Here is a 23,011-nt window from a genome sequence, read left to right as displayed (position 1 = left end):
TAAGTAAGAATGAAATTGAGGTTTAATTATGAGTATAAGTGAAACAGCAAAAAAGAATCTGGAAGATTTATTCCCCGAAAATAAGTCGGATTTGAATGAAACAGATCAGGAACTTATGGAAGTTTTCAATAATTTTGCATTTGATGAAGTAATAAGCTATGGAAATTTAGATAAAAAGACCAGAATGATGGTAATTCTGAGCTCCCTGATAGCTAGTCAGACCTTAAGTGAATATAAAGTAATGCTCGACGGTGCACTTAAGATTGGTGTGACTCCTATTGAGGTCAAGGAGCTTGTATATCAATCCATACCATATGTAGGATTTGCGAAAGCAGTTGACTTTATTCATGCCACCAATGAAATACTGGAAAGCAGAGGAATTGAGCTGCCATTAGAAGGTCAGTCCACTACTTCACCTGAAACACGGTTTGAAAAGGGACTGGAAGTGCAGAAGGAAATATTCGGTGAAATGATTGATAAAATGTACGAGGCAGCGCCTGAAAACCAGATTCATATTCAGAAGTATCTGTCTGCAAACTGTTTTGGTGATTACTACACCAGAAAAGGTCTGGATGTAAAAATGAGGGAACTCCTTACATTTTCCATTATCCTCTCACTGGGTGGATGCGAACCTCAATTAAAGGGACATATTATGGGTAATCTCAATGTTGGAAATGATAAAGGAACGCTGCTCAGTGCAGTTACACAGCTTTTGCCATATATCGGATATCCAAGGACATTGAATGCAATCACATGTTTGAACGAATTGATACCGGAATAAGTTTGATAAGATGTCGGAGAGAACTCTGTAATAGCAGCCGCAGCTGTCTTTACTCAGGATGTCCCACTTAACACAGTCGTAGCTGGTGTGCCGGCAAAGGTGATCAGAACATTGTAATGCTTAGTTTTATATACTAGTATCGAATATAGGGCAATGACTGATTAGTCACTCGCAGCAATACTGGCCAACCACAAGTTTAAGAAAACAAGTGACTGATTACTCAATCACGACGATGTGCTGAGTATATAATACCTTTCAGAAAAGGGAACTTGACGATACAAATTGAACGAGAGAGATAAAAAATGTCAAAAAATACTAAAACCAGATTACTGATGCTGTGTTTTTCTTTGATCTTCATTTTTACAGCAGGATGCATAAGTGATACTGATAGTGAACTAGAAGATGACACAATATTCCCAAGAGGAAATAATGTTGCCGGAAGTCCACTCGGAGACGGTTTTACAGGAGATGTATGGGTCGAAATGCTTGTGACTGACGATACTTACAACTCTCCATCATATAACGTAATATTTTCATAAGGAGCAAGGACTGACTGGCATTCACACCCAGGAGGGCAGCTTCTGTTCGTAACCAGTGGAGAAGGTTACTATCAGGAAGAAGGTGAGCCAGCAAGATTACTGAAAGCCGGTGATGTTGTGGAAATTCCACCAGATGTCGTACACTGGCATGGTGCAACAGCAGATAGTACATTCGAGCATGTCGGAGTAACTACCAATCCAGGAGCAGGTGCTGCAGAATGGTTTGGAGACGTTACAGATGAACAATACACTAATTTAGTTATTACTACAGAAGAAAACTTAGAGGAAGATAATATGGTACAAGAAAATAATGAACAAGTAAGGTATGATCCTGGAGATCTTACATTCGAACTAAGTGATAATGTAATTCTGGAAGAGGTCCGATTCAAAAACAAATTCGGAGCCGAGGTTGCAGGACACTTATACGTGCCTGAAGACATAAACAGGTCCCAAAAATACCCTGCAATTATTGTTGGAACTCCTTATGGCGGAGTGAAGGAACAGGGAGCAGGACTCTATGCTCAGGAACTGGCACAAAGAGGTTTTGTTGCTTTAGCATTCGATGAATCCTATAATGGAGACAGTGGTGGAGAGCCAAGACATATCTCATCCCCGGACCTGTTTGTTGAGGATTTTAGTGCAGCTGTTGACTTTATCGGTACAAGGGACTTTGTAGACAGGGAGAAGATCGGAGTTATTGGAATTTGTGGCAGTGGAGGATTTGCACTTACTGCAGCTCAGGTCGATCCACGTATCAAAGCAGTTGCTACTGCAAGTATGTATGATATAAGCAGCATGTTTAGAGATGGGTTCGGATATTCGTTGACCGATGAGCAGCGTGCTGCAGCTTTAGCCCAAATGGCTGAGCAGAGATGGGTAGACTTCGAGAATGGAAGTCCATTGGTACCTGTCGGATTCCCTGGTGAACCAGCAACAGCAATTCCAGAAGGTTTAGATCCTGTTACAAGTGAATTTTTTGAGTACTATGCTATGGAAAGAGGATTCCATCCAAATGCAGGAGCAGCATTTACCGCAACGAGTGGTATGTCCTTTATGAACTTCCCTCTGATGAACTATATTGAAACAATTTCCCCAAGACCAATACTTTTCATCATGGGAGAGAATGCTCACTCCAGATATTATACTGAAGAAGCATATGAAAGAGCAGCTGAACCTAAAGAACTGGTAATCATTCCAGGAGCAAGGCACATCGATCTGTACGATGGCGGAGACAATGACTATATTCCATTTGACAAACTGGAATCATTCTTCAAGGAAAACCTGAACTAAAAGCATATGGAAAAATAGAAAAGCATTTTTCTATTTTCCTAATTTTTATTTTTTTCTATCGTACTAACAAGTGAGGATTTGGATATGACAACTCGTGAGATTAAAAATGGAACAAAGATCAACATGCATTTTGGTAGCACGATCATTCCCGGAATTCTAAATGATAGTGAACCTGCCAGGGAACTCATCAGCAGATTGCCCTATACTGTCCACGCCAGCAGATATGAGTTTGATGTTTGTGGTGTAATGGACGAACCATTGTCATTTAGTGATGAAGACCTGGTCCCGGGATGGAAAAATGGTGATATTGATTTTACTACTCAAGGAGATTATTTTACCATTCTGTTTGACAACGAAGAAAATTGTTATGGTGAATTTGTAAATCTTGGTGTTATTGACTGTGACCCATCCACTATGGATTCATTAAGTGGCAGCTTTGATATTTTGATAGAATTGGCCTGATCGGGTGGATATTTTTAAGCCACAGGTGCTTATTAGAAAATTCAGTTTGATATAATTACTTAGACATAATAACTAAATTAAAACAATGTGAGGAAAAAGAAATGAAATATATGAATAAAGAAGAATTTGAAAAGGCAAATATGTTTGGAACTGGTGTGCCTAATGAGATGTTTGGACAATATTTTATAGGAGATTCCTTCCTGAATCCATTAACAAAACCCGGAGAAACTCCTGTGTTCTTAGCAAATGTAACTTTTGAACCGGGATGTCGTAATAACTGGCATATACATCATGCTGAAAGCGGTGGTGGACAGATGCTTATTTGCACTGCCGGAGAAGGCTGGTACCAGGAAGAAGGAAAAGAAGCAGTTAGTCTGTATGAAGGTTCTGTAGTATATATTCCGGCAGGAGTGAAGCATTGGCATGGTGCAAAGGCTGACAGTTGGTTCTCTCACATTGCTTTTGAAATACCTGGAGAAAACACTCGGAACGAATGGTTAGAGACTGTTAATGATGAGGAGTACAATAAACTATAGTACTCTCTATTTGATTATGCTTTTTTGATCTTCAATGGTGAAGGTAAAGGTACTTCCTTTTACCTCTCCACTTTCAAGCCAGACTGTTGCGTTGTGTATCTCTAGGCTCTGTAGAAATTCTGTTAATTACAACTTTAAACTCAGCAATTTTTAATAACTGCATTATTTCAATAGTCGTTAGAATGGTGTAATCGTAATGTTCCGCCTATGGCGGATGGTTGTGTTGTTCCTTGTTTTCTACTGTGAGCTGATAGAGTAAAAAAGGACATGCCTTTGCAGACATGTCATTAAACACTAACACATTATTCCTCTATCTCGTTAGGGATTGCATGCACAAAAGACTGACCTTTCATTGCAGTTTCGATCTCATTATGGAGCTCATGCACATAGTGCTGGCCTCTCATTGCAGACAGCAGAGATGCTATTGCTGAAAGGATTGCACCTATGATGAAGGATACTCTGAGTGCTGGCATGAAAGCCTGTTGCAGAGTCTCTGGGAACCAGTAGTTACTTGTCAATGTCTCGACCACAGATTCTGGTATCGAGGCTACGATACTGCTGTCCATTACGTTCAGGATTGTGGCCATTGGGTTATATCCAAGGAAAGCTGAGAATAATGCATTGGTAGGGGACATTTCTGAGATCTGGTCTGCAAGGTTCTGCAGGATAGGGGCAGTCTGTGTAGATGCAAAACTTGTGAAAGACTCGTGTATTGCATTAGGGAATGTTCCCTGAAGACCTACGATCACAATAGTGAAGAATAGTGCCATACTCATTGTCATAGCCGAGTTCATCAGAGTCGACATCATACCTGAAGCAACTCCCCTGTCCTCAGCTGGTACCGAGTTCATTATGGATGAACTGTTTGGTGAACTGAACATTCCGTTACCTATTCCCATAAGGAAAATGAGAATTCCAAGCTCCCAGTAGTCAAAATTGTAAGGCAGCATAGCAAGGCCCAGGAATACCACTGTCACAAGTGCCATTCCTGAAGTCGCTATCCATCTGGGTCCGTATTTATCCGAAAGCATTCCTGATATAGGTCCCATTATGATAAAGCCGATGGTCAGCGGAAGCATATAAATGCCAGCCCAGAGGGGAGTATCCTCAAAACTATAGCCCTGAAGTGGTAGCCATATTCCCTGAAGCAACAGTATCAGCATGAACATTATACCTCCTCGTGCAATAGCAGCCATGAAGTTTGCAAGGTTTGAAAAAGCAAAAGCCCTTATCTTGAAGAACTCGAAGCGGAACATTGGATTCTCTGCCCTGCGTTCTACGAACGGGAATGCAAGAAGCATGATAATTCCTATTACAGAAGTAATGCGGACGAGTGGACTGTTCCATCCCATTGCATCCATTATTCCGTCATGTTCGTAAGGCATTAGGCCATAGGTGATACCCACCAGAAGTGATGTCAGTCCACCGATGAAGAATACATTTCCAAGTATGTCTACACTGGTTTTCTTTGCCTTGAAAGAAAGCTCTTCCATTTTCCAGTATGCCCAAATAGTTCCGATCAGGGCAAATGGGATATTTACGAGGAAAACATAGCGCCAGTTGTAGGTTACAAGTATACCTCCAAGCAAGAGTCCGATGAACTGGCCTGACATAAGGGCTACTGTGTTAATGCCAAGTGCTTTTCCTCTTTCACTGCTTGGGAAAACATCGGTAATAATGGCCGGACCGTTAGCCATGGTCAGTGCACCGCCTACCGCCTGCACGAACCTGAAGAGAATAAGTTCTATCGCTCCGGTACTGCCGGTCCCGGGCGTAAGATATAGCAAGACCGAACCGATCATGAATATGAAAAATCCGAGTCTAAAGAGCCTGACCCTTCCGTAAATATCGGCAAGTCTTCCAATACTGAGGAGGATCGTAGCCGTTACAAGTCCGTAGCCCATTAGTATCCATAGCAAGTATTGGAAAGCATCCGGTTGCATAGGGTCCAGGTGAATCCCATTGAAAATAGCAGGAAGCGAGATAAGTATAATACTACTATTGATAGTGGCCATAAATGATGCAAGTAACACGGTAAGTAATGCAGTCCACTTATATGGGATACCATGTCCCTTTCCATGAGGGATATTATCTGTTTTTAAATTGGTTTTATTTTCCAAACTATTACCTTCTGTTGATCAAAATATTATTCAGAAAATCGTTATCGTAATCATCCTGGATTGTGTGCCGTTTTTTAGAAATGATCCTGATTATGTGCATTAACCTTCTGTGATGCTATCGATAAGCATAGATATTTCATTAAGAAGCTCAGCTTTTTTTTGGGTCATTTCTTCTAAAGCTACTGATCCTTCAGGTGTGATCGTATAGACTTTCTTACGATCTATTTCCTCACTCCGAACGTATCCTTCAGAGACCAGATAATCAAGTATCGGATAGATAGAACCGGTACTTGGTTTCCATTTTCCTTTAGAAGACGCTTCGATGGTTTTAATGATCTCATAGCCATGAGTGCTCTTCTTGCTTATCACAGTCAAGACTATGTATTTAAGAAATGCTCTTCTGATATCGTTATCCATTTTATACTCCTATTATCTGAGTTAATCGTCTGCCGATGTATCGGTACGCGATATATCAGCAAGTGACATTCTGATGGAGTATTTAGAATATAAATATTGTGGAATGAGTGAGCAGTCAATCATAATCTATTTATACAACTTGTCGCAATCCATAATTGACTGTTCAGTCAGTCACTAACTGTAATGTTCAAAAAATTCTAATGGATGGTAGAAAAACAGGTTCTAATATGACTCTAAAAACTAATGAATTTAAGGACTTGATATTGGATGAAGAGCGTGCCCTGTATGCTATACAGGACGCGATGATCTCACACTGTACCTTTGATGGTCCGGCTGATGGAGAATCTGCTTTGAAGGAAAGCGCAGATATTCATGTTTCAGATTGTGATTTCAGACTTCGCTACCCTTTCTGGCATGTAAGGAACGCTCAGATCGAAAATATTAGAATGACAGATACATGCCGTGCTGCATTATGGTACAGTAACCAGGTGACAATAAAATATAGTCATATGGGAGGTATCAAAGCTGTACGGGAATGTGAGGATGTCACTATTGAAAACTCTAACATTGTATCACCTGAGTTTGGATGGTTATCACACAGGCTAACCATGAAGAATTCAGAACTCGAGTCTGAATATCCATTCTTCTACAGCACAGATATCCTGCTTGATAATTTCGTATTGAATGGTAAATACTCTTTTCAGTATGTAGAGAATGTCGAAATAAGTAATTCCCATCTTGATACAAAAGACGCTTTCTGGCACAGCAAGAATGTCACAGTTTCAGACAGTATCGTAAAAGGCGAATATCTTGGCTGGTACTCTGAAAATCTCAAACTTGTACGATGTAAAATAATCGGAACCCAGCCGCTTTGTTATGCAAAAGGTCTGGTCCTTGAGGATTGCGAGATGATCGATTGTGATCTTTCATTCGAATACAGCGATGTTAATGCTACAATTGCAGGTCCGATCACAAGTATAAAAAATCCACGTAGCGGACATATCAGTGCAGATTCGATTGGTAAAGTAATACTGGATGATAATCAGCTGGCAGACGATTCATGTGTGATCGAAGTCCGGGATGAACTGAATAAAGAAGAAATTCAAAATTCAGAGACTTATAATGAAAATATACTGAACAATAAGGATGTGCCTGTTCAGGAAACATAACAAATTGAGGATTTATTTATGAAAATTACTCTGGAACATAATGATGGAAAAAAATGGATGTTAATTTGTTTGGGAGTATTTTTACTGGTATTCTTAGCGATTGGATGTATTGAACAAAATAACATGGATCAAAACACCATCGATAATCAATCCGAAAATGAACAGGATGAAGCCAGCCAGGAAGAGGAGGAAACAAAAATGCAAATCAGTGTTCAAGCAAATGGAAATACAACGATCTTTGAGCTCAATGATGGAAATGCTGCAAAAGATCTCTATGAACAATTACCTTTAACGATTGATGTTGAAGATTTCAGCAATAATGAAAAGATATTCTATCCGCCCAAAAAACTCGATACAACTAACACACCGATGGCAAATGCAAAAGCCGGAACGCTTGCATATTATGCACCATGGGGAGACGTGGTAATGTTCTATGAGAAATTCGGCTCTGCAGGCGGTTTGTACGAATTAGGTGATGTCGTATCAGGCGGTGAGCATATCAAAAATATGTCAGGCACGATACTCATAGAAAGAGTGTAAATGAAGCCAGAAATTTTGAAAATAATACAGTAAACAGAGGGGACAATTTTTGTGACTACAAAAGAATGTACATGTTTCGATAAAAACACAAAGAAAATTCGAATAGGTACTTTTTCGCATTCCAGTGACATACATGATATTGCAGATATGATCAATGAAAAGGTGTTCAAGAAATCTCATTGAAACCGGGTCCACTGAGTCATGACTCGATGATAAAATGAGCCTGGAATTCGAACTCAAAAACAATACCATCGGATTTAATTAATGACAAAAAAATTAAACTTAAACGAGAGATGGACAGGCTTTATAGCAGGAACTGCTTCCTTAGTTGTTGTATATGCTGCCTCATCTGCTCCTATTCCTCTTTTAAACACGTATCTTCAGACTCTTGATCTTACAAGTGGAGATCTTTCCATGACAGCAGTTGCATACTTTGTTGGGTGTGTAATATCGCTGCTGACGTTTGCCAGAGTGTCAAATCATTTAGGGCGACGTCCAGTATCACTTGCGACATTAGCACTGTCTGCAATTGCATGTGTCATATTTATTTACGTTCAGAATGCACCAATGCTTTTGATTGGAAGATTTGTGCAGGGAATTGCTTCCGGTCTGGCATCCAGTACAATTACAGCATATACCGTGGATAATGCACCAACTTCTCCAAAATGGCTAAGTGCGGCAGTTATCAGTGGAGCGCCTGTGGTTGGACTTTCAGCAGGTGCTTTTGGTGCTGGGGTCATTAAAGAGTACAGTTTGGGCTCCATGTCATTCACATATGAGATATTCATTGTTCTACTTGCCTTTTGTGCAATGCTGATGGCAGTCGGGCCGGAAACAGTAACACGTACAAGAGGAGTTATCACCTCCCTGGTTCCACGAATATCCATACCCCGGAATATTTACTATCTTCTTCCGGCTGCAATTAGTATCTTTGTTGGAACCTGGGCGATCGGTGGATTTTATCAGGCTTTCAGTTCTACCATGGCAGCAGACCTGCTTAACACAAATAGTATTATAGTAGCTGCAGCGGTGTTTGCCTGTTTGATGACTCCCTACGCTATAGGTGGCTGGCTGAGTGGTCGCTTTGAACCTGAAGAAGCTCAACGTATTGGAATAGTAGCTTTTTTCCTGTGTATTGCGGCTGTCATCTATTCACTGAAGGTCAGCATCATGATCCCTTTCTTAATTGCAACCGTGCTTGCGGGAATATCGCAGGGTTTAGGATTTACGGGAAGTATGCGCAGTTTGCTGGATAAAACCAGCCAGGAAGACAGGGCAGGTCTGCTTTCGAGCATTTATCTAATATCATATAGTGGTGCAGCCATCCCAAATCTGATCGTAGCACGGTTAGCTAGTGGTTTCACTTTATTTGAGATCGCAGTTGGATACGGCCTGTTAGTAGCATTAGTTTGCATAATTTCACTCTTCGCTTTAAGCAGAAACAAGAGACAACATGATTTAACAGAAAATTAGAAAGGAGATTTTTAAATGAAAGTATTATTAGTAAACGGAAGTCCACATGAGAAAGGTTGCACCTATACCGCTCTTACGGAAGTAGCAGAGACGTTGAAAGAAGAAGGTATCGACTCAGAAATCTATTGGATCGGAATAAAACCACTTGCCGGATGCACTGCCTGTAAGAGTTGTGCTAAAACAGGAAAGTGTGCATTTAACGACAAGGTCAACGAGTTTCTTGACATTGCCATAGAAGCAGATGGATTCATTTTTGGTTCTCCGGTACATTATGCAGCCGCTACCGGTGCGATCACATCATTCATGGACTGTGCTTTCTACACTAATGGGTTAGGAGGCAGAAATGCATTTTATCTGAAACCTGCTGCAGCAATTATCTCGGCGAGAAGAGCCGGAACCACTGCCACACTTGATCAGCTCAATAAGTATTTCACAATTTCTCAGATGCCTATTATTTCTTCCAGATATTGGAACATGGTTCATGGGGCACAGCCAGAAGATGTAAAAAAGGACTTTGAAGGTTTGCAGACCATGCGTGTACTTGCAAGGAATATGGCATGGTTCCTTAAGTGTAAGGAAGCTGGCATGAAGGCCGGTGTGCAACTCCCGGTGAAGGAAGACATGATCTTTACAAACTTCATTCGAGATTGATCATGGCCGGAATACATTATTCAAAAATTGCATGAGTGATTGGTCAATCAAAGCAGATATATACTCGCGCACCATATATGACTGACTGTTCAGTCATACGCTATACTATAATCTTATTCAATTCAAAAACAAGGGAGAACTAAAATGTTATACAGAAAAATACCAAAGAACGGAGACGAGCTTTCTATACTCGGATTCGGATGTATGCGCCTTGCTTCAAAAGAGGATGGCAGTATAGATGAAGAAAGAGCAACCAGACAGGTACGCGATGCGATAGACCAGGGAGTGAACTATATCGATACAGCCTGGCCATATCACATGGGAGCAAGTGAGCCATTCCTGGGTCGTGCTCTTGCTGATGGCTACCGTGAAAAGGTAAAAGTTGCAACAAAACTTCCATCATGGCTTATAGAGAAACGTGAGGATATGGATTATTATCTGAATGCCCAACTTGAAAAGCTGAACACTGACCATATAGACTATTACCTTATACATGCTCTTGTTGGTGATCTGTGGGACAATGTTGAAAAATTAGGTGTAGCTGATTTTCTTGACAAAGCAAAAGCTGATGGTCGTATTATCAATGCAGGTTTTTCTTTCCACGGAGCATCAGAGGACTTTAACCGTATAGTAGATGCTTACGGCTGGGACTTCTGTCAGATCCAGTACAACTATCTGGATGAAAAGAACCAGGCAGGTAAAGCCGGTCTGGAATATGCAGCCTCAAAAGACCTTGGAGTTATTATTATGGAGCCTCTCCGTGGGGGAAGCCTCACAAAGACTGTACCGCAGGCAGTGGAAGAGATATGGAACGAGGCACCAATTAAAAGAACACCAGCAGAATGGGCTCTGCGCTGGGTATGGAACCATCCGGAAGTTACAGTGGTTCTTTCCGGTATGAGTGAAGATGTCCATGTTGAAGAGAATCTCAGAATTGCAGGGGAAGCACATTCAAATTCACTTACTGAAGAAGAACTGCAACTTATAAAGAGAGTTGAAAACAAGTACCGCGAACTGATGAGAGTAGAATGTACCGGTTGTCAGTATTGTATGCCCTGTCCGGCAGGTGTGAATATTCCACTTTGTTTTGAGCTGTATAACAACCTTTACCTGGAAGGCGATCCGGACACAGTAAAGTTCATGTATGCTGCACGTGTGGGAGGCGCTCTTGGTCTTGAAGAGCCTGAGTTTGCATCCAGGTGTGTCCAGTGCGGACAATGTCTGGAGAAATGTCCACAGCACATTGACATACCAAATGTTCTTTATTCTGTGGTTAACGAACTTGAAGGACCCGACCTTGAGCAGAGAGCTGCCATGGCAAGGGAGATGTTCAAACAGGTATGATCCTAAACAAGAGATAAGTAAAACTATCTACTCGGGAGAAGGGGCTGCAAGAACCCCTTCTTCTTCTTCCCTTCCCAAAATAAATGAATTAAAGAACAAATTGGATCGCTAACAACTCTATTAACTGAAAGGATCCTATTATAGATAGAAATGAGATGATAGCATGAAGGTAATAGCAATAAACGGAAGCCCAAGGAAGAACTGGAACACTGCAAATCTTCTTGAACACGCACTTAAGGGAGCAGAGTCCAGGGGTGCAGAAACAGAACTTGTTCATCTTTATGATCTGGATTTCAAAGGCTGTATCAGTTGTTTTGCCTGCAAGAAAGTAGGCTTCCAAAATGGCATTTGCACCATGAAGGATGACCTGAAGGATGTCCTTGAGAAAATAGAAGAAGCTGATGTTCTTATTTTTGGTTCTCCTATTTACTTCGGTGATGTGACTGGAGAGATGAGGTCTTTTCTGGAAAGATTGTTTTTCCAGTACCTTGTATATGATGAAAACTACTCTGCGCATTGTCAGAAAAAGACAGCTACTGCTTTTATTTACACCATGAATGTTGACGAGCAGCAGATGAAAATGCTGGGTTATGATTCTTCTATTTTCAGGAACATGGAAATGCAGATACAGAGGTTTTTCGGATATACAGAATCACTATGTACATTCGATACGTATCAGTTCGATGATTACTCCAAATACGTTTCAACAGCTTTCAATGCTGACGAAAAAGCCAGGAAACGGGACGAGGAATTCCCGAAGGATTGTGCAAAAGCCTTTGAGATGGGAGTCCGATTCGCTGAAAAAGCCCACGGAAACTAAAAACCATGAGCGATAGACAATGTGGAAAGTCGAATATCTCCGTTCAGTTAATTATATTAGTTATCCAATGCAGAAGTGAAACAAATGGATCTTAAAACTATATTAGATAAGCTGAAAAATAATGAACTTGATATTGAAACTGCAGAATCTGATATCCGTTCAATGGGCTATGTCCCGGTCACAGACATTGCTAAAATAGACATTTTCCGCAAGCATCGTACAGGGATCATGGAAGCTATCCTTGCAGAGGGCAAGGACCCTGCAGATGTAGTGAAAATATCAAAGGTCCAGGTTGCTGCAAGTGGAAGGGTGCTAATAACAAGGCTCAGTGATGCTCACAGAGAAATGATCCAGGAAAGTTTCTCCTCAGAAGAACTTGAGTGGGACCTTCATTCAAAAGGTGTTGTGGTCCATAATGGAGCTCCGGTGCCAAGGACCGGTGGCGTTGTAGCAATAATCACTGCCGGTACTGCTGATATCGATGCTGCGGAAGAAGCAAGGATGGTGGCATCTGAGATGGGTTGTGAGACAATCGCTATCTATGATGTAGGAGTTGCCGGATTCCATAGGCTTGTCAATGAGATGCAGGTATTGCGGGAGAAGAAACCGGATTCCATCGTTGTGGCAGCCGGAAGGGAAGGTACCCTGCCGACCGTTGTTTCAGGTCTTATGGATGTCCCTGTAATCGGGCTTCCTGTATCTACCGGTTATGGTGCCGGTGCGAAGGGTGAAGCTGCTCTGCTCTCGATGTTACAGTCATGCTCAGTGCTGTCTGTGGTGAATATCGATGCAGGATTCGTTGCCGGATCATTTGCAGCAAGGATAGCCAACAGGGTTGCTGAGGCAAGGAATACTAAACCTCCGGAGTAACCACTTGTTTAATGTTTATAGTTTGAAATATACAACTTGGAAATGATTACATGAAGTCCCTTATATTCGATCCATTCTCAGGTGCAGCCGGAGATATGATACTTGGAAGTCTCATCGATCTTGGTGCTGATGGCTCAAAGATACGTGAGATCATCGAATCCGCAGTAGACGTATCGGTCTCTGTGGACCGGGTGAACAAGAAAGGTATCGATGCTACTGATGTTCATATACATGTACCACATGAGGAACATTCACGACATTATCATGAGCTTGTAGATATCATCAAAGCTGCCGGACTTCCTTCACGGGTGGAGAAAAGTGCCCTTGATGTTTTTGAGATAATGGCAAAGGCGGAGTCAAAGGTCCACGGCGAGTCACTGGAAGAGATCCATTTCCATGAGGTCGGACAGAACGATGCCCTTGCTGATGTTATCGGTTCCTGTGCAGCCATCCATGAGATCGGTGCAGATTCCATATTCTGTACTCCGGTGAATGTGGGTGGTGGCAGAGTAAGGGCAGCACATGGTTCAATGGCAGTACCGGCACCTGCAACCCTTGAGATACTCAGGTCAGGCAGTCTTCTGTCATACGGAATGGGTAACAGGGAATTACTCACACCAACGGGTGCCGCTTTATTATCATATTTTGCAAAACCTCTGGAGAACCTTCCAAAGGGCAGGGTCCTTTCAGTTGGTTATGGTGCAGGGGATGCGGATACTGAAGATCCCAACGTGCTGCGTACTGTGCTAATGGAGACCAGTGATATACTCACAAAGGACCGTATTGAAGTTCTGGAAACAAATGTGGACGATGTTACAGGTGAGGTTCTGGGGAACCTGTTCGATAAACTTCTGGCGGCAGGTGCAAGGGATGTTGCAATCACACCTACCATCATGAAGAAAGGCAGGTCCGGTCATATCATCAAGGTAATTACAAAAGCTGAGAACAGTGAAAGTGTTGCCAGGGAAATGATGAAAGAGACCGGTACTCTTGGCATACGTGTGATACCAACGGCACATCGTTTCGTTGCTGATCGCAGGATGGATAAGGTCACCATCACGCTCAAAGGCGAGGAGTTCACGGTTGCGGTGAAGATCGCACAGGATAAAGCCGGTGAGATATTACACATGTCTGCTGAGTATGAGGACTGCCGTAAGGTTGCCGATAAGGTAGGTCTGCCTCTGAAAGAGATTATCAGGCGGGTCGAGGAAGAGGCATGGGGGAAGTTCGAGTAGTTTTTCCTTCATATTTTATTTTCCTCCTCTTTTTTGTTTTCATTTTTAAATTCCAATCTACCACAAACAATCTAAACCATCCCGGCAATTAGAAAGCAAATGATAGACGACGTTGTGAAGTTATTCAAAAAAATGGATAGCAAAGACCTGCGCATTCTTACTGGTATTGAGCTTGGCATGAAGAACTTTGAATGGGTGCCGGTGGAGGAGCTAATGAAGTTTACCCGGCTGCCGTATTCATCTCTTGAATATAAGCTGAAGTCACTTATAAGGAACAATTTGGTTATCGGTACCAACCAGCCATATGAAGGTTATCAGATATACTTCGATGGCTACGATACCCTTGCTCTTAATGCATTTGTCAAAAAGGGAGTCATCAGTGCCATTGGTGATGAGATAGGCGTTGGAAAGGAATCTGTGGTCCATGAGGCGGTGAGGGAACCAGAACTTGGTCTGGGGGAACCTCAGGGCGTTATACTGAAATTCCACAGGGAAGGCAGGACCAGTTTTAAGAGTGTTAAAAGGTCACGCTCTCATCTTGAGGGGAAGGAACACTTTTCCTGGATATATGCAGCAAGGCTTGCAGCAAAAAGAGAGGCTGAGATCATAAGGAAACTTTATCCTGATGTGTCGGTTCCAAAATTAATAGACAGCAATCGCCATGCTCTTGTCATGGAAGTTGCAAAAGGCACCCTCCTCTACAGAACAAAGCTTGCGGAACCACAGTGGTTCCTTGACGAGATACTCAGGCAGGTAGCCATAGTCTATGAAAAAGGTTACATTCATTCTGATCTTAGTGAATATAACATATTTGTTATCGATGGCGGAGTGCAGTTCATCGACTGGCCGCAGTGCGTGGAAATAAGCCATCCTCATGCGGATGAGTTGCTTGAAAGGGATGTTTCCAACGTACTCACGCACTTCAAGCGCAAATACAATATAATAGTGGATCTGGATGAGGTCATATCAAAAATAAAAAGCGGTGTGGAGTCATAGATATATCTCAGTAACGACATAAAATAAACTGTATGCAAAACGGTGTCATATACGGCATTGACATAGCAAAGGGTTCTTCCAGGGCACAGGAAGTTCCCAGGTATGCCGTTGCCGTTCTCAAGGATGGCGAAATAAACCATTATACTATGGTCCGGTTACACAGGATACTCCGGATGCTGAACAAAGATTGTCCTGATTATATTGCAGTTGATAACATTTTTGAGCTTGCTGCAAATAAAAATGAATTAATACACTTTCTTGAAAAACTCCCCGAGAATACAAAACTGGTGCAGGTTACCGGAGGTATTCGCCAGAAACCGCTGCTTCGGCTGGCTCAGGAACACGGCCTCTCCTTAAACCAGTTCGACCCGAATCAGGAAGCAGAAGCATGTGCAATTCTTGCAAGCCTTGGTGTAGGTGTTGAAGTATCTCTTTTTGAAGACATCACTCGTATTAAAGTAAGTCGTGCCCGCTCCCTTGGCAGAGGTGGATGGAGCCAGAACCGTTATCGCAGGAAAGTACACGGTGCTGTCAGGGAAAAGAGCAGGGAGGTCGAGAACACCCTGCGTAAATTCTCCCGGGAAACAGGTTTCGCTTTCTCCGAACATATCACTGAAGGTTTCGGTGGTTATGTCAGGGCAGAATATACTGTAAATGCAAAACGTGAACGTGTACCGGTCAAACCATCTGCAAACGCTGATGTACAGGTCACTGTCAAAAGTGTTGAAAGAGACAAGATCCAGTACCTGCCAATCAAGAAAGCAGGACGTAAATATACTATCGTTGGAATCGACCCCGGCACAACAGTAGGAATTGCCATTCTATCTCTTGACGGGGAACTGCTTCTTTCTGATAGCACACGTGGTATATCGCACGATGAGGTTGTCAGGCTGATATCCGATTACGGAAAACCTGCACTTGTAGCCACAGATGTCTATCCTGTTCCATCTGCCGTTGAAAAGATACGTCGCAGTTTCAATGCGGTTGCCTGGACTCCGGGCGGCGAAATAAGGTCTGAAGATAAGATCGCAATCGCCCGGCAATTCGGATATTCCAATGACCATGAGCGTGATTCACTCACTGCGGCATTATCCGCATACAAGGCGTACAAAAATGTATTCTCAAGGATTGAGAAAAGGGCTCCTAAATATCTTGATGTTGACAATATAAAGTTCCATGTTATCAATGGTGATTCCATAGAAGAGGCCATTGAAAAAGTTGCAGCCGAGTCAAGGATAAAGGTAAGGATAAAACCGGAACCAGAACCACAAAAAGAAGAACCTTCAGATGTGGATGAACAAATAAAAAAGCTGCGTGGTGAGCTCAGTAATAGGAATTCCCAGATAAAGCAGCTAAAAGAGTATGTTGCCGAACTGAAATACGAGAGTGGGCAGAAGGAGAGGCTTATCGAACATCTGGAAATGCGCATCAAGAAGGTAAAAAATTCCACTTACCGTCAGATCAGGCGTGAAAAAGAGATGCAGATAAGGGACAACGAAATTGAGCGTCTCAATAAGGAACTTAGTAAAACGAAAAAATCCTTGCGTAACCAGCGTAATCAGAATAAAAGCCTTAAACAGATACGCAAAAAGGAAGTGAAGGGTGAAGGTCTTCCGGTAAAAGTGATCTCATCGTTTACCAGGGAAGCGATTCAACACACAAAGGAGCTCTATGGTATCAAGGAAAATGATGTGATATACCTGAAAGACCCAAGTGGTGGAGGTCCTGTAACTGCATCATTGCTTGTCGAATCTAAGGTAAGGGCAGTTATCATAAGTGAGGATATGCCACATGGGGCACTGGAATTCTTTTATGATGGTGAGGTTCCCGTATTGAAAGATATACAGATTCATCTCATCGGTGATCTCGCTTCTGTGAATCCGGAAATACTTAAGAGTGCGATAGCAGAATGGCAAAAAGGAGCCGATGAGCGGCGTAAGGAAAAAGAGCATAAGCAGGTCCAGTCCATTCTGGAAGAATACAGGAGTGAACGCAGAAGAGGACTTGCATAGATGTGATTCTTGCAGGAAAACGAATGAGAGGTTAATATTTATGATACGGTCTTCACTATTATTGGCAGGTGGTTTAGGAACCCGTCTTGATGGCAGGGAAAAAGCATTGATGGTCTGTCAGGATACTACTTTGCTGGAACGTACTCTGGCAGTACTTGAAGATGTCTCAGATGAGGTTATCGTATCACTGAGGGATGATGAACAGGTGGAGCACTTTTCCGAATATCTGGGGGATAGGAAAGTTGTAACCGATAAAATACGAAACGCAGGTCCGCTTGCAGGAATGCTTGCAGGTTTTGAGAAGGCTTGCGGTGACTATGTTTTTACAGTAGCATGTGACATGCCATTTCTTAACGGGCGATTAATTGATATGATGTTTGATATGGTGGGGGAACATGATGCTTTGATACCCATAAGTGAGTATGGTACAAAGGAGCCGCTGCATTCTGTATATCGCAGGGATAAGATGCTTGAGGCAATTGAATCTGCCATGCATGATGGATACAGGAGCATACTTGCTCCGGTATCTTCTCTGGAAGATGTTATGTATCTGGATGCTGCTGCAATGAAAAAAATAGACAAAGACCTTAAAAGTTTTGTCAACATAAATACTCCATCAGATATGGTAAAACTGGATAACTGGAATCTGGATGATATCTGATTGTTCTGCCAGCAGGGATGTGTCAAAATGATAGATCATGGTATTGTTATAGAAAAAGCGATCTGGAGAATTGCGGAAGAGTATGATATCGACGTTGAGACCGTGGAGAATGCGATAACATTTTCAGAAGAGCCACTGGACCTTGATACATTGGTCACAGAAGGCATATTCTGCTTCAGGGGACCAAATGACAATGTGAAATATGACAATGCGTCCCTATGTCTTTCCAATAAAATAATCTCAAACATCGGTGTGGCAAAAGTTCTCATATCTCTGCTGTGCGAAAGGATCCGGCAGTGGGATCATGAAGATATAAATGTCCTGTTATCACTGCTAAAGAAAGTGGTTACAATAATGGAACTAAATCCTGATGAATATCCAGGTCTTCAGGCATGTAGTATTAGCCCTGCCGAACTGCCATCTGAGGAGATTCCAGATGACCTGGACGATAATTATTATGTATGGGCAATGGACAAAAAAGGCATGTGCTTGGTGGGTATAGATGCTAACAGGCTTATGCATGTAGATGATATGCGAAAAAATCTGAAGGCTAAATGTTAGTGTGTTGATCGTTCATATACTTATAAAATTCATTTTTAACTAATTTTTTCTTTTATTGTTGCCATTTCTATTTATAGTATCCGAATAATTTCGATAACTTAATTAATATGTTATGTGCATTAAGGAAAAATAAAAATTTAGAATATACTGTATAAACATGACATTATACTGTGTTATTTGTTCTGGAGTTGGTTAGCTGGATGGATCCCGATAAACCGGAAAAATGGTTCAAATTAGCATTTGATGCCGAAGATCCGGAAGAGAAGATTGAGTATTTTTCGCTTATACTGGAGTATGAGCATCTGGATCCTGAACTTTGGAGCAATGAGGCAATGGCGCTTGTATGGAATAATAAAGGCATAGCACTTTCTTTTATAGGTAGGGATGAAGAAGCGGTGGAGTGCTTCAGGAAGTCTGTTTTTCTTAATAAAAATGATGTTGATGTTCTATGCAATATGGGTGTGGGTCTTTTTAATATCGGTCGATATGAAGAGTCCATTAAATGTTATAATCGGATACTTGCCCTTGACCCTGGCAATGAGAATGCATGGATAAACAAAGGTGATATTCTGGAACTGATGGGCAATCATAACGAAGCCATCGAATGCTACAGCAGAGTTCACAAGGAAATTGAACTGGATAATAAATTTGCAATCGTGTGGCACAAAAAAGGACTTGCTTACTTTAGCCTCGGTCAATATGAGGATGCTGCAGAGTGTTTTACCAGAGTCCTTAAAATAGACCCTGAACACAGTGACGCAATAGAAAATCTGAAGACTGCAATGGGAAATACAAAAAAGATGAACGATGATATGAAATATCAAAGTTCTTCCTATCTGTAAACTAAAAATTGCCTCAAGTTTTACTTTATATAGTAAAGCGTTCACCTAATTCAGGTGCAAAAGCCTCAACGCCTATTTCTTCTTTAACCCAGTCTGCAAAGCCTTCGCAGTTATCTCCATGCATTGTGAAGACATGCTCAGTTCCCCTGTTACAGAAATCCCTTACCATTTCTTTGAGTTCCCTGTCCCCGGAATGGGCGGAAAAATCATACTGCTCTATTTTTGGTTTGAGATGCTGGATAATTCCATCATTGTCTATGTTGCCGGTATCCATTGCCATTCTGCCGTTGGTGCCCTCTACCTGGTATCCTGTAAGTATTATCTTAGATTTTGGATCCTTGTACAGTTTGTTTATGTAATAGAGCACAGGTCCGCCATTGAGCATTCCGGCCGTAGTTACAATTACTGAAGATTCAAGTTTTATCTTATCTCTCTTGTGACCACTTACCAGGGTTGCATTATCAAATGCCTTTTTAAGGTGCGTGGGATTATGCAGGTATTCAGGGTGTCTTAACATTATCTTGTATGCCTCTACGCCCATTCCGTCAACATAGGCCCTGATGCCGTATGCATCCAGGAGCATTAGTATTTCCTGTGTTCTCCCGATGGCAAAAGCAGGAATTACGACACTGCCTCCTATGTTAAGTGTATCCTGGACGGAATCTATGAATTCTTTTTCAACTTCCTTGCGCGGTGGGTGTTCATCCCCAAAATATGTGCTCTCGGTTATCAGTATGTCTGAATCCGGAAAGTCAATTGCACCGAGAACCAGTCGTGTATCATCAGTATTGATGTCTCCTGTATAGAACAGGCTTTTATTCTCTTTATCCCTTACATGGATTGCTGAGGCACCGGGTATGTGTCCTGCACTAAGGAATTCAACATCGTATCCGTGGACGTGTAATTTAACTCCTGTATCCACCTGTTTTGTCTGATGGGCAAACTTTGAAAGATCAATGGAATCATATATTGGCATCTCTCCTTCTCTTTCTGCGATTCTCAATGTGTCCTTTGCCAGCATATGTGTCAAATCAAAAGTAGGTGGTGTCATGTAGACATCAGGTTCAAGGTCCATGAGATTTGGAATTGCACCGGAATGGTCTATGTGTGCATGCGATAAAAGCACAGCCTCAGGACGTGCCCCATTCAAAGGGTACTTTACGTGTTCTCCTGGAGATACTCCGTAATCCATCATCAGTTTATCATCGACAAGAACTGCCGATCTTCCTACTTCCCTGCATGCACCCTTGAATTCCAGTTCCATTATACCTGTCTCCTCCTATGCAATCTCAGATTGCCAGTTCTTTATTTTCTTAACAGGTATACTTGTAACTTTCGCAAGTTCTACAGCATCTGCTGTACACAAATCATTCACATTGCAAATTCCGGCATCGGATAGTTTTTCCGCAGTAACTTTTCCAATTCCTGATATATCATTGATGGTTTTCGGACGTTCCTTGTCAGTACCGTTCTTCTCTTTTTCTTCTTCCTGCGATTTCTGCCATTCAAGGAAATTACAATGAGGACATCCCAGATTCCAGGGTCTTTTTCCTGAATTTATGATGCGTATGTGGTACATTCCATGTTCCTCACACAATTTATCCGTAACCACTACCTGCCCAGATCGTGGTAATGGCAATGCAAAAGTACAGTCCGGATAACCGTCACATCCTATAAAGCGAGATCCTCGTTTTGATCTCATTACCATGAGGTTAGACTGGCAATTAGAACAGACGCCAATAATCTTGTCCTCACGAAGACCGGCACGCAGTGATTCGCTGATATCTTCCTTGTTTATTTCAAGTTCTTTGAATATTAGTCCTAGCATTTCCCTGGATTCATTCAACACTTCGTCTTCCGGTATCTCGCCCTCTGCTATCCTGTCCATATCAGCTTCAAGTTTACTTGTCATGTCTGGTTTGGACATCGTAGGTGCAAACGTTTCAAGGGTATCCACAACTGCAATTGCGGTCTTTGTAGGTTGCAGGGGGTTTCCATGCACATATGCTCTGGAATAGAGCTTGCTGATGATCTCATGGCGTGTTGCCTTGGTACCAAGTCCCATATCTTCCATTATCTTAATGAGTCTGCCCTGGCCGTATCTTCCGGGTGGTTGTGTCTCTTTAGCTTCAACTTCCACTTTGTCCACTTTGAGCTTATCGCCTTCGTTCAGCTCTGGTAACAGCCTGTCTTCAGGTGCATTGTAATGATAATACCATCTCCATCCCGGAACAACGAGTCTTGCACCATTTGCTTTGAAATCCTCTCCGTTTATATCGAACTTTGACCTGATGGTCTCCCATTTGGCCGGGTCTGCAAATGTCGCAAAAAAGCGCCTGACCACGAGTTCATAAAGTTTCCATTCCTGCTCATTCATTTCTGACTTTTTCGCAAGGGATGCAGGAAAGATAGGGGGGTGGTCTGTTGTTTCTTTCTTGCCTTTAGTTGGGACAAGTTCTTCTTTTTCAAGTAATTTGAGTGCATATTGTTTGAAAGCACCGGTCTTGAATATCTCTATCTGTGCTCTGAGATCCAAACTTTCAGGGTAGACGGTGTTGTCGGTTCTCGGGTATGAGATGAAACCGTTTGTATAAAGTGTCTCAGCAATTCTCATTGCATTAGCGGCTGTAAAACCGATGGAGCTAGCAGCACCGATGAATTCTGTAGTATTGAAAGGCGTTGGCGGTTTGTCTATCTTCTCGGAAGTAGTGAGCTCTGTCACAAGAGCATCATCACCTACAGAGACATTTCCCATTGCAGCATCTACTTCTGCTTTCTCCCAGAAGCGCTTTGTACGATGTTCTGCCTTAAAAATCACTCCGCTTTTGCTCTCCAGCATTGCTGATAGTTCCCAATATGGCCTTGGGATAAAAGCATCTCTTTCCTTCTCACGTTCCACTATTAGTGAAAGAGTGGGTGACTGAACCCTTCCTACAGAAAGGAACATTTTCCCAAGGCGCCCGGCAGCAAGAGATATATAACGGGTCATTGAAGCTCCCCACACTAGGTCTATAACCTGTCGTGAATGTCCGGCATCTGCCAGATCGAAGTCAACGTTGGTGGGGTTTGAAAAAGCATCGTCAATAGCCTTTGGGGTAATGGCACTGTAGTGTACACGTTCAAATACTACATCAGGATTGACTTCTCTTATTATGTCCAGGGCTTCAACTCCAATGAGTTCTCCTTCCCTGTCGTAGTCAGTTGCAATGGTTACTTTTGTAGCTGTTTTTCCCAGTTTTTTCAGTGCAGCTACTATTTTCACTTGTGTCGAAGTCGTGATTACATCTGCGTCAATGAGCTCTTTAGCCTCTACTTTTTGCCAGTTATTATAGGCTTTTGGGAAGTCCAGTTTAACTATGTGACCGCTAAGTCCTATGAATATCTTTGTTCCTTCCTCGGATTCATATTCATAGGTATCCACTCCGCTTACACGAACCTGTTTGGTCTTCCCGGGGGCCAGGATCGCTGCTATCCTTTTTGCTGCAATGTGTTTCTCTGCTATGATGAGATGCATGTTATCTCCGTGATTCTTGAATAGTGCAATAAATGTGTTATTGGATGTTACATTAGATAGTTCTGATAGAAAATCTTTATTTTTACACGGTTATTTAATGATTAAATCTAACAAACATTCTTCTAAATATATCTATCGCAAATACAAAAAATACGGAAACTGAGGTGTGTGTAGAAAA

At 42.1% G+C, this 23,011-nt stretch carries 22 protein-coding genes and 1 pseudogene; 19 read left to right on the top strand and 4 right to left on the bottom strand.

Going from position 1 to position 23,011, the window contains the following annotated elements:
* Window positions 1-28: 28 nt before the first annotated feature.
* The 6 genes and pseudogenes from RE476_RS05895 to RE476_RS05870 all read left to right on the top strand — a co-directional run bounded on the left by RE476_RS05895 (window position 29) and on the right by RE476_RS05870 (window position 3,608).
* Window positions 29-781 carry a carboxymuconolactone decarboxylase family protein gene (locus RE476_RS05895; protein ID WP_309309464.1) on the top strand — a complete coding sequence of 251 codons (753 nt, stop codon included), beginning with the start codon at window positions 29-31 and terminating at the stop codon, window positions 779-781.
* 302 nt (window positions 782-1,083) lie between these two features.
* Window positions 1,084-1,320, top strand: a complete 237-nt coding sequence (locus RE476_RS05890) for a cupin domain-containing protein (protein ID WP_309309463.1) — start codon at window positions 1,084-1,086, stop codon at window positions 1,318-1,320.
* A gap of 12 nt (window positions 1,321-1,332) precedes the next feature.
* Window positions 1,333-1,485 (top strand): annotated as a pseudogene (locus RE476_RS05885) (cupin domain-containing protein); the annotation flags it as partial.
* Window positions 1,486-1,614: 129 nt separating this feature from the next.
* Entirely contained in the window at window positions 1,615-2,610 is a 996-nt protein-coding gene (locus RE476_RS05880; protein WP_309309564.1) for an alpha/beta hydrolase, read from the top strand.
* 84 nt (window positions 2,611-2,694) lie between these two features.
* Window positions 2,695-3,072: a cyclophilin-like fold protein gene (locus RE476_RS05875; RefSeq protein WP_309309563.1), complete on the top strand. Its 378-nt coding sequence runs from the start codon at window positions 2,695-2,697 to the stop codon at window positions 3,070-3,072.
* A 101-nt stretch (window positions 3,073-3,173) separates the two neighbouring features.
* Entirely contained in the window at window positions 3,174-3,608 is a 435-nt protein-coding gene (locus tag RE476_RS05870) for a cupin domain-containing protein (protein ID WP_309309462.1), read from the top strand.
* 302 nt (window positions 3,609-3,910) lie between these two features.
* Here RE476_RS05870 and RE476_RS05865 read toward each other — a convergent pair whose 3' ends face one another.
* Both RE476_RS05865 and RE476_RS05860 read right to left on the bottom strand, forming a co-directional pair.
* Window positions 3,911-5,728 carry an MFS transporter gene (locus tag RE476_RS05865; protein ID WP_309309461.1) on the bottom strand — a complete coding sequence of 606 codons (1,818 nt, stop codon included), beginning with the start codon at window positions 5,726-5,728 and terminating at the stop codon, window positions 3,911-3,913.
* A 99-nt stretch (window positions 5,729-5,827) separates the two neighbouring features.
* On the bottom strand, window positions 5,828-6,145 hold the full coding sequence (locus RE476_RS05860; protein WP_309309460.1) for a PadR family transcriptional regulator: 318 nt from the start codon (window positions 6,143-6,145) through the stop codon (window positions 5,828-5,830).
* A gap of 227 nt (window positions 6,146-6,372) precedes the next feature.
* Here RE476_RS05860 and RE476_RS05855 point away from each other — a divergent pair, with 227 nt between their 5' ends.
* From RE476_RS05855 to RE476_RS05795, 13 genes are all read left to right on the top strand, one after another.
* Window positions 6,373-7,314: a DUF3737 family protein gene (locus RE476_RS05855; RefSeq protein ID WP_309309459.1), complete on the top strand. Its 942-nt coding sequence runs from the start codon at window positions 6,373-6,375 to the stop codon at window positions 7,312-7,314.
* Window positions 7,315-7,437: 123 nt separating this feature from the next.
* Window positions 7,438-7,854 (top strand): cyclophilin-like fold protein, encoded by a 417-nt coding sequence (locus RE476_RS05850; RefSeq protein ID WP_309309458.1) that lies wholly within the window; start codon window positions 7,438-7,440, stop codon window positions 7,852-7,854.
* Window positions 7,855-8,118: 264 nt separating this feature from the next.
* On the top strand, window positions 8,119-9,327 hold the full coding sequence (locus RE476_RS05845) for an MFS transporter (RefSeq protein ID WP_309309457.1): 1,209 nt from the start codon (window positions 8,119-8,121) through the stop codon (window positions 9,325-9,327).
* 15 nt (window positions 9,328-9,342) lie between these two features.
* Window positions 9,343-9,978, top strand: a complete 636-nt coding sequence (locus tag RE476_RS05840; RefSeq protein WP_309309456.1) for a flavodoxin family protein — start codon at window positions 9,343-9,345, stop codon at window positions 9,976-9,978.
* A gap of 144 nt (window positions 9,979-10,122) precedes the next feature.
* Window positions 10,123-11,322 (top strand): aldo/keto reductase, encoded by a 1,200-nt coding sequence (locus RE476_RS05835; RefSeq protein ID WP_309309455.1) that lies wholly within the window; start codon window positions 10,123-10,125, stop codon window positions 11,320-11,322.
* 163 nt (window positions 11,323-11,485) lie between these two features.
* Complete coding sequence (locus tag RE476_RS05830) at window positions 11,486-12,142, top strand: flavodoxin family protein (protein ID WP_309309454.1); 657 nt, start codon at window positions 11,486-11,488, stop codon at window positions 12,140-12,142.
* A gap of 84 nt (window positions 12,143-12,226) precedes the next feature.
* On the top strand, window positions 12,227-13,012 hold the full coding sequence (gene larB / locus RE476_RS05825) for a nickel pincer cofactor biosynthesis protein LarB (RefSeq protein WP_309309453.1): 786 nt from the start codon (window positions 12,227-12,229) through the stop codon (window positions 13,010-13,012).
* A 50-nt stretch (window positions 13,013-13,062) separates the two neighbouring features.
* Entirely contained in the window at window positions 13,063-14,247 is a 1,185-nt protein-coding gene (gene larC / locus RE476_RS05820) for a nickel pincer cofactor biosynthesis protein LarC (protein ID WP_309309452.1), read from the top strand.
* 99 nt (window positions 14,248-14,346) lie between these two features.
* The gene (locus tag RE476_RS05815; protein WP_309309451.1) at window positions 14,347-15,243 is read left to right on the top strand and encodes a serine/threonine-protein kinase RIO2; all 897 of its coding nucleotides are present in this window, start codon (window positions 14,347-14,349) and stop codon (window positions 15,241-15,243) included.
* A gap of 32 nt (window positions 15,244-15,275) precedes the next feature.
* Entirely contained in the window at window positions 15,276-17,255 is a 1,980-nt protein-coding gene (locus RE476_RS05810; protein WP_309309450.1) for a DUF460 domain-containing protein, read from the top strand.
* Between the two features lie 40 nt (window positions 17,256-17,295).
* The gene (gene mobA / locus RE476_RS05805; protein WP_309309449.1) at window positions 17,296-17,916 is read left to right on the top strand and encodes a molybdenum cofactor guanylyltransferase; all 621 of its coding nucleotides are present in this window, start codon (window positions 17,296-17,298) and stop codon (window positions 17,914-17,916) included.
* A 27-nt stretch (window positions 17,917-17,943) separates the two neighbouring features.
* Window positions 17,944-18,477, top strand: coding sequence for a hypothetical protein (locus RE476_RS05800; RefSeq protein ID WP_309309448.1), 534 nt, complete (start codon window positions 17,944-17,946; stop codon window positions 18,475-18,477).
* A gap of 200 nt (window positions 18,478-18,677) precedes the next feature.
* Entirely contained in the window at window positions 18,678-19,319 is a 642-nt protein-coding gene (locus RE476_RS05795) for a tetratricopeptide repeat protein (RefSeq protein WP_309309447.1), read from the top strand.
* A 25-nt stretch (window positions 19,320-19,344) separates the two neighbouring features.
* Here the strand turns inward: RE476_RS05795 and RE476_RS05790 are convergent, their stop codons facing one another.
* Window positions 19,345-20,583, bottom strand: coding sequence for an MBL fold metallo-hydrolase (locus RE476_RS05790; RefSeq protein ID WP_309309446.1), 1,239 nt, complete (start codon window positions 20,581-20,583; stop codon window positions 19,345-19,347).
* 15 nt (window positions 20,584-20,598) lie between these two features.
* Window positions 20,599-22,833, bottom strand: a complete 2,235-nt coding sequence (locus RE476_RS05785) for a DNA topoisomerase I (protein WP_309309445.1) — start codon at window positions 22,831-22,833, stop codon at window positions 20,599-20,601.
* Window positions 22,834-23,011: the final 178 nt, after the last annotated feature.

The sequence above is a fragment of the Methanolobus mangrovi genome, assembly GCF_031312535.1.
Lineage (GTDB): Archaea > Halobacteriota > Methanosarcinia > Methanosarcinales > Methanosarcinaceae > Methanolobus > Methanolobus mangrovi.
The sequence above is the reverse complement of the archived record's forward strand: the minus strand, read 5'-3'. Positions and strand labels throughout refer to the sequence as shown.

Bases quoted from the DNA above. Each gene is read 5' to 3' on its own strand.
- RE476_RS05830 (WP_309309454.1), top strand. From the start codon at position 11,486: ATGAAGGTAATAGCAATAAACGGAAGCCCAAGGAAGAACTGGAACACT.
- RE476_RS05790 (WP_309309446.1), bottom strand. From the start codon at position 20,583: ATGGAACTGGAATTCAAGGGTGCATGCAGGGAAGTAGGAAGATCGGCA.
- RE476_RS05855 (WP_309309459.1), top strand. From the start codon at position 6,373: ATGACTCTAAAAACTAATGAATTTAAGGACTTGATATTGGATGAAGAG.
- mobA (WP_309309449.1), top strand. From the start codon at position 17,296: ATGATACGGTCTTCACTATTATTGGCAGGTGGTTTAGGAACCCGTCTT.
- RE476_RS05895 (WP_309309464.1), top strand. From the start codon at position 29: ATGAGTATAAGTGAAACAGCAAAAAAGAATCTGGAAGATTTATTCCCC.
- RE476_RS05795 (WP_309309447.1), top strand. From the start codon at position 18,678: ATGGATCCCGATAAACCGGAAAAATGGTTCAAATTAGCATTTGATGCC.
- RE476_RS05815 (WP_309309451.1), top strand. From the start codon at position 14,347: ATGATAGACGACGTTGTGAAGTTATTCAAAAAAATGGATAGCAAAGAC.
- RE476_RS05870 (WP_309309462.1), top strand. From the start codon at position 3,174: ATGAAATATATGAATAAAGAAGAATTTGAAAAGGCAAATATGTTTGGA.
- RE476_RS05835 (WP_309309455.1), top strand. From the start codon at position 10,123: ATGTTATACAGAAAAATACCAAAGAACGGAGACGAGCTTTCTATACTC.
- RE476_RS05800 (WP_309309448.1), top strand. From the start codon at position 17,944: ATGATAGATCATGGTATTGTTATAGAAAAAGCGATCTGGAGAATTGCG.
- RE476_RS05810 (WP_309309450.1), top strand. From the start codon at position 15,276: ATGCAAAACGGTGTCATATACGGCATTGACATAGCAAAGGGTTCTTCC.
- RE476_RS05860 (WP_309309460.1), bottom strand. From the start codon at position 6,145: ATGGATAACGATATCAGAAGAGCATTTCTTAAATACATAGTCTTGACT.
- larC (WP_309309452.1), top strand. From the start codon at position 13,063: ATGAAGTCCCTTATATTCGATCCATTCTCAGGTGCAGCCGGAGATATG.
- RE476_RS05845 (WP_309309457.1), top strand. From the start codon at position 8,119: ATGACAAAAAAATTAAACTTAAACGAGAGATGGACAGGCTTTATAGCA.
- RE476_RS05875 (WP_309309563.1), top strand. From the start codon at position 2,695: ATGACAACTCGTGAGATTAAAAATGGAACAAAGATCAACATGCATTTT.
- RE476_RS05890 (WP_309309463.1), top strand. From the start codon at position 1,084: ATGTCAAAAAATACTAAAACCAGATTACTGATGCTGTGTTTTTCTTTG.
- larB (WP_309309453.1), top strand. From the start codon at position 12,227: ATGGATCTTAAAACTATATTAGATAAGCTGAAAAATAATGAACTTGAT.
- RE476_RS05880 (WP_309309564.1), top strand. From the start codon at position 1,615: ATGGTACAAGAAAATAATGAACAAGTAAGGTATGATCCTGGAGATCTT.
- RE476_RS05850 (WP_309309458.1), top strand. From the start codon at position 7,438: ATGGATCAAAACACCATCGATAATCAATCCGAAAATGAACAGGATGAA.
- RE476_RS05785 (WP_309309445.1), bottom strand. From the start codon at position 22,833: ATGCATCTCATCATAGCAGAGAAACACATTGCAGCAAAAAGGATAGCA.
- RE476_RS05840 (WP_309309456.1), top strand. From the start codon at position 9,343: ATGAAAGTATTATTAGTAAACGGAAGTCCACATGAGAAAGGTTGCACC.